At 61.0% G+C, this 6,539-nt stretch carries 3 protein-coding genes; all 3 read right to left on the bottom strand.

Translation table 11 applies throughout. The features are described 5' to 3' along the window. Positions 1 to 130: 130 nt before the first annotated feature. Positions 131 to 3,487 carry an autotransporter family protein gene (locus LG661_RS23925; protein WP_268995514.1) on the bottom strand — a complete coding sequence of 1,119 codons (3,357 nt, stop codon included), beginning with the start codon at positions 3,485 to 3,487 and terminating at the stop codon, positions 131 to 133. 352 nt (positions 3,488 to 3,839) lie between these two features. Beyond that, positions 3,840 to 4,274 (bottom strand): IS5 family transposase, encoded by a 435-nt coding sequence (locus tag LG661_RS23920; RefSeq protein ID WP_230534505.1) that lies wholly within the window; start codon positions 4,272 to 4,274, stop codon positions 3,840 to 3,842. A 363-nt stretch (positions 4,275 to 4,637) separates the two neighbouring features. Then, a complete protein-coding gene (locus LG661_RS23915) occupies positions 4,638 to 6,281 on the bottom strand; it encodes a methyl-accepting chemotaxis protein (protein ID WP_230534503.1) in 1,644 nt (547 codons plus the stop codon). Positions 6,282 to 6,539: the final 258 nt, after the last annotated feature.

Here is a 6,539-nt window from a genome sequence, read left to right as displayed (position 1 = left end):
GCGCAAGCCTCACACCGGAAACGAAGGGTGCAACTGTAGTGCTAGCACTCGCCGCCTGATGATATCGGTATCGAACAGCAGCAGAGCTGTGCAGTGCGACCTCAGTCGTTCTTTGTGCGGATCCTTTGACTTAGCGTGTACCGAAGCGCCAGGTGAAGCTGCCCTTGATGGAGTGTTCTTGGGCGCGCTCCCCCACCTGCCCTGAGTACAACACTCCCAGGCTGACCGCATCCGATGCCCGCCAATCCAGTCCTGCTTCCGCTACCAGCGCGTCCCGGTCCACGGGTGTGCCCTGCACCGCGAAGGAGCTCTCGCCACCCGCAAACGCCAGCAAGCTCTCCGGCGCCACGTCTCCAAACGTATGCCGCCAGCCCAGCAGACCGCGCAGGATGAGCGGCAGGCTCTCGCTCAGCCGTGTCTCCGCCCTTAGCCCCAGCGTGGTGGTGGCAAGATCCTGATCCTGCTCATAGCCCGTCAGAGCCGCAGCCCCGCCTTCCTCCTGGAAGCCGTCCGTGTGCAGCCGCATCACCGAGGCGCTCACAAACGGCTCCAGCCGCACCGCTCCAAGATCCATCCGGTAGCCCAGCTCCGCAAAGCCTAGGGCCGTGTAGCCGTCATAGGATGCATGGGTGCTGTCGGTGAACCCCGGAAAGCGGATCGTGCGGCTCACATCCATGTCGTTCCAGGCGTAGGACGCGCCCAGGCGCAGGGACAGGTTACCCCAGCTGGTGGAGCCGTAGAGAGCCGCAAAGATGCTATCGGTGGAGCCGGAGGAGACGCGGCCATTCACGTCGAACGTGGTGCGGCTAAAGCCGCCCGCAATGCCAAGGGTGGAGCTTGCATCGAGCCGGGTGTCGGCGCCGAGGATGAAGCCGCCGGTGGAGCTGTCCAGGCCAGCGGCATTGGTGTTGCCGTCCACCTTACCCCAGGAGCCGAAGCCCTCGCCCCAGAGGCTGTACCGGGGAGCCGCCGCCAGACCGGGTAGAGGAATGGCGACCGGCTGCACGGCCTCGCCGGGTTTGTCGGCCGCGTAAGCCGCCGTGTAAGTGCCTTGGGCCAGCAGCGGCATGGAGGTGCCGAACAGGGGCTGGCGCAGGCGAGCGCCTAGGGCGGCCCGAACCAAGCTGGCTTGACCGGAAGCCGCGGCGGTGCCGGAGGCGTGTGCCTCGCCGGAGAGCGCATCGAAGGCCTGCTGGGCGCCTGCTACGCTCTGGCCGATCACCGCATTGAACAGGCGGTTGCCCGAGCCCAGCGCCTCGACGGCATCAGCCACCCGGTACTGGTTGGGCGACACCGCCACCGAGTGGAAGGCCACCGGTGTCGGGGCGGGCTCATCAGGATCGGCAGGCGTCTCAGGATCGGTCGGCTCAGGCGGATCGACCGGGTCTGTGGGCTCAGTCTTGCGCGCGAGCACCAGGATGACCTCGTTGGGGCTGTAGGTGAGCGTGGGATCGAGAAAGGCGAAGTTGGAGTTCACGCCAGCAAAGCTGCCGTTCACGCCACCCGTGGCGGTAAGGACGGTGTAGCGGGTTGTGGGCTGATAGCTGCCGCTCTCGGCGAGCACCTGCACCGTGCCACCCGTCAGAGTCGCCGCGCCGGTTGCCGCGATCTGATCCGCCTGGCCAGTAGCATTGACCTCGACCTGGTAGACGGAGCCGGCCCTGAACGCGACATCCCCGGCCACTTTGAGCGTGCCGATGGAATTGCCCGGCGCCACCGTGGCGCCGCTGCCAACCACGATGCCGCCCACGGTGCCAGTGCCGCCCAGAGATCCGTCCATAAGTGTGACGATCGAGTTGCCAAGCGAGCCGTTCACCGCCAGATGGCCTGCTTCGACGGTAGTTGCGCCTGATAGACCACTCGTGCCGGACAGTGTGAGTGTGCCGGAGCCCTTCTTGGTGAGAGTGCCAGTGCCATCGATGGCATTGGGCATCGTACCGCTGACTGCCTGATCGACAATCAGGGCGCCGTGGTTGGTGATGGTGCCGCTACCGAAACTCCTTTCAGACCCGATGAGAGTACCGCTGGTGATCGTCGTGCCACCAGTGAAGGTGTTAGTGCCGGACAGTGTGAGTGTGCCGGAGCCCTTCTTGGTGAGAGTGCCAGTGCCATCGATGGCATTGGGCATCGTACCGCTGACTGCCTGATCGACAATCAGGGCGCCGTGGTTGGTGATGGTGCCGCTACCGAAACTCCTTTCAGACCCGATGAGAGTACCGCTGGTGATCGTCGTGCCACCAGTGAAGGTGTTAGTGCCGGACAGTGTGAGTGTGCCGGAGCCCTTCTTGGTGAGAGTGCCAGTGCCATCGATGGCATTGGGCATCGTACCGCTGACTGCCTGATCGACAATCAGGGCGCCGTGGTTGGTGATGGTGCCGCTACCGAAACTCCTTTCAGACCCGATGAGAGTACCGCTGGTGATCGTCGTGCCACCAGTGAAGGTGTTAGTGCCGGACAGTGTGAGTGTGCCGGCGCCCAGCTTGGTGAGGCGGCCGTTGCCATTCAGCACGGTTGAAATACCGACCTGATGACCGTTCGTATCGAAATAGGCCCCGCTGCCGAGATCGAGACCGGCGAAACCCCGCAAAAAATTAGCTTCATCGGCGGTGGCTCGCAGGATACCGCCATTGAAGTTGAGCGTCGCCGTTCCTGCCCCCTTCTCAATGTAGGCAGTCTCGAGAACGCCACGCCCGTTGAGGTCGTTGCCGGTCAGAGTAAGAGTGCTCTGAGAGCCGGCTCCGGTTGCCATCAACACATAGGGGGCAGAGATCTTTCCGCCGTTTGCGACGGTCACCTGTCCAGTGCCGCTTTCGGCGATGGAAAGCCATCGGCCAGTAATATTCCAGGTGGAGCCCGACCCGGTGACGGTGACCGCTCCGTCCGAACCATTGGAAAACCCAATGACCCCTGCAAAGTCGTTGCTCACGAATCCACCATCGGAGATCGTGAGCTCGCCCGTCCCCATGTAACCAACAGCCAGCCCTTGCCGCTGGATCCAGCGAGATCCAGCCCCGGTTACAGTGACCGTGCCACTTCCTGTTGTGCCGGACCCTAGGAAGCCCACTTCACCGGTGACTGTACCGCCATTGGAAATCAGCATCGTGCCGGTGCCATCAAAGCCGACAGAGTGGAACGAGGTCGAATTCCACGTTGATCCGGGGCCTGAGACAACGACCGAACCGATGCTATTGACAGATTGGCCGATGTTGCTGGCCGAACCTAGGGTGTCCAATGTCCCGCCATTCGAGATATCCAGGGCACCTGTGGCAGTGTCTCCAACCACGACGTGAGAAGCCGCAGCCCCAGGATCCTGGATCTGCACAGTACCGTTGTTGATGTTGACTAAGTCTCCGCTCGTCGGAACCGAGTTGTCTTGCCAGTTGCCCGGCAAGAACCAGTCGCCGGTTCCGCCTATCCAATCGTCGGCCACAACCGGACCGGCAGATACGAGGAGAAGCGTGAGAGCTGAGACCGAACTTCGAAGCATGGGTCGTGAACGAGCTCTTTGAAGCGGCGGCGCTCCTGCCTCGCACTCGCCTGATCCGTGCGCGATGCTGATCTGCCTGGACGCCATCGTTTACCCCCGATCCTTGGTGGATCAGGATACGGTTAAGGCCCTGATCTTGTCAGGACGTTTCTGGCCGAGGAATCGGCTGAAGATCTACCCTTAGGTCCAGAAATCAGGGTCCGAAGAGCGGAATTTCGTCCTTCCTGTTACGTAAGGGCAACAGATGGCTCGAGCATTACGACCTTTTATATATAAAATGTTATTACAGCCTCATGCTAGAATGGTATGTTGATCATCAGCGCTCGATCAGGTTACCGACCACTGCTGCCGACTAGGTCGTGTGGACGGATTTGATGAGGATGAAACTCAGAGCAAGTGCAACGAAGGAAACGTAGTTCACGTCAGTCTTCTCGCAACGTAACGCAATGCGCTTGAAGCGCTTGAGCTTTCCCATGGTTTGCTCGATGCGAGCGCGCCCGCGGTAGAGCGCCTTGGGAAAGAACTTCGGCTTGTCTTTGGTCGTCGTGCGGTACGGAATGGCCGGGCAGATGCCGCGGGAACGGGCAGCCTGCCGGTTGGCCTTGGCGTCATAGCCCTTGTCACCCACAGCCGCCCGCGGCGTGATGTCGGGACCAAGATCGAGCAGCATCTCGAAGTGCGGGCTGTCGCTGGCCTCGCCACCGGTCAGGCAAAAGCCCAGCGGATCGCCAGCCCAGTCGGTCTTGAGGTGGATCTTGGTCGAGAAGCCGCCACGGGAGCGGCCCAGGGCCTGCCGGCTCTGCCCCCTTTTGCGCCTGCGGCCGAGACATGGCCCGCACGATGGTGGAGTCGAACATCTGCACCAGATGCGCCGTGTCGCTCAGCGCCGCCAGGGCTTCGAAGAAGGCCTCGAAGACACCCGTCCGGCTCAGGCGCCAAAAGCGTTATGCTGTCAGCCGTACTGCGAAGCTGCGCCAAAAAATGCCGCGGTTCTACAAATTGGCGAATGTGGATGCTCTGCATCACTGCCTTTGCGACAGGCTTCGCAAGATAGAGGGTAGCTCGGATCGACGGAGCCCACCGCTGCCGATCCAAGCCGAGATCGGTGATTATCTGCCTCCATACCCGGCCGATTACAGGCCGCGCCTAGTTACGCGGCCACGGCTCTGAGAAAAGCGTCGACGGTTCCCCTGAGCCGCTCGACCTCGGCGGAAACATGCTGGGATGCGGTTCTCACATCCAGGGCGGACGCGTCGGATTGCGTTAACACCTCAGACAGGACTTCGAGGTTCTGGCGCACGGTCGTCGTCGCCTGATGTGCGCTCGATATGAAGACGGACATCTTCTGCGTTGCTGCGGCCTGTTGATCCAAGGCGGTGGACACCTCGCCGGTGAACTCCTCCACCCCGGTCACTTTTCCGGAGATTTCCATCATTTCCGACACGGCTCGCGATGCCGCTTCCTGAATGGAAGCCACTTGCGAGACGATCCGATCCGTTACGTCGGCGGCTTGAGAGGCAAGGGTCTTTACCTCCTGGGCGACAACCGCAAATCCCCGCCCCGCCTCTCCTGCTCGTGCAGCCTCGATGGTCGCGTTGAGTGCAAGCAAATTGGTCTGGGATGCGATGGCTCGAATGAAACCAACCAGTTCGCCGATGCCGGCGGCTGCTTCCTCGAGAGAGCTCATGACGGTCGAGGTGTTGCGTGCACTGGCTGCCACCGAGACGATATCGGCCTGGATGCGGACGACCTGATGCCCCACATGATCGGCAGCTAACTGCATTTCGCCGGATGCCTGCTCCACCCGATTGACCTCGCTGGTGGATTCATGCGCGGCAGAAGCAGCTTGATTGGAGCGCTTTCGAACCAGAGCGGTTGTGGAGGAGAGCTGGGTGGAAGCTTCGAGCATCTGAGCCGCGGTGCTTCCGAAGGCCTCAAGCGTCGATTCCATCAGTTCCCGGAACTCGGCGATCCTCGTGTGTGTCTCATTCTGTCGCCGAATCTGCTGCTGTTCATTCTCGGAATTCTCCTGCCGCAGCCTTTCGCGCTCCGCCAAACCCTGCCTCAGGATTTCCACTGCCCTTGCGATGTCGCCCACCTCATCTCGACGCGAAGCCGACGGAACGTCGGTTGAGAGATCACCCTCAGCCATGCTCGAGATGCACTTGGCCAGGGGCCTGATGGGCGACGTCATGCGGGATAGGAGCAGCCATAGCAGGCCGCCGATCGCAGCGAGAGCCGCAAGGCTGGCCACGACTGCGAATTTGAGCTCGGACAGGTTTCTGGCAACGAGCCTTTGCCTTCCGAACTGAAGGGCGGCGTAACCCACAATGTTCTCGCTTCCGGATATCCGCAGCGGGTACACAGCAAACAGGGTTTCACCGGTCTCCAATGTGTTTCCGGCAGGATCCGCGGCAACCTCCAAGAGTTCGCGGCCAAAGGCATCTTTCAGCGTTTCGGGAGTAAATTTGCTCGATGTGCTCTCCGAGCCATGAACAATTCCGAGATCATCGACGACGAGTGCACCCTCAAAATCGGGGTCTTTCTTCATTGCGCTGAGAAGGAGTCCAAGCGTTGTCGCATCGCCCGACGTCACCAACATCGGCGCGGCGCTCACGAGCAAGGCGGAGACAGCCTCGATCCTCGCGTGGAAATCCTCCCTTGTACGCTGCTCGTTGTATACGCTTGCAGTACTGACGAAGCCAAGGAATGCCACCGCGACCAGCGCAACGGTGCTTTGTGTAATTCGGCGACCGAATGAGGGGCGAATAGCCGGCAGGAAGCGCTTGAGCATCGTAACCTCTGTATGACGCCAGAATGCTTCCAATAAAGGACTAAAATTCTATGAATATTCTAGTTCTGGCCGATGTTTTCGCCCAGATCTCCTACAAAAACTAACCTACCCTTACGCCAAGTCCCAAAGCGCCATTGCTGGAGCAGTAGGCGCCGGACTAGGCCGTGTGGACGGATTGGGTCGAGCAGTGGGTGAGCGGATTCCCAAATCAGTCGATCAGTTCTACTCCTGGATCGGCAAACCCGAAGTCGCCGGCAC

Origin of the sequence: Microvirga roseola, assembly GCF_020866965.1 — a bacterium.
GTDB lineage: Bacteria > Pseudomonadota > Alphaproteobacteria > Rhizobiales > Beijerinckiaceae > Microvirga > Microvirga roseola.
This window is presented reverse-complemented; position numbering and strand designations above follow the sequence as displayed.

Excerpts from the sequence above, each read along its gene's own strand:
- LG661_RS23925 (WP_268995514.1), bottom strand. The coding sequence starts at position 3,487 with ATGCTTCGAAGTTCGGTCTCAGCTCTCACGCTTCTCCTCGTATCTGCC.
- LG661_RS23915 (WP_230534503.1), bottom strand. The coding sequence starts at position 6,281 with ATGCTCAAGCGCTTCCTGCCGGCTATTCGCCCCTCATTCGGTCGCCGA.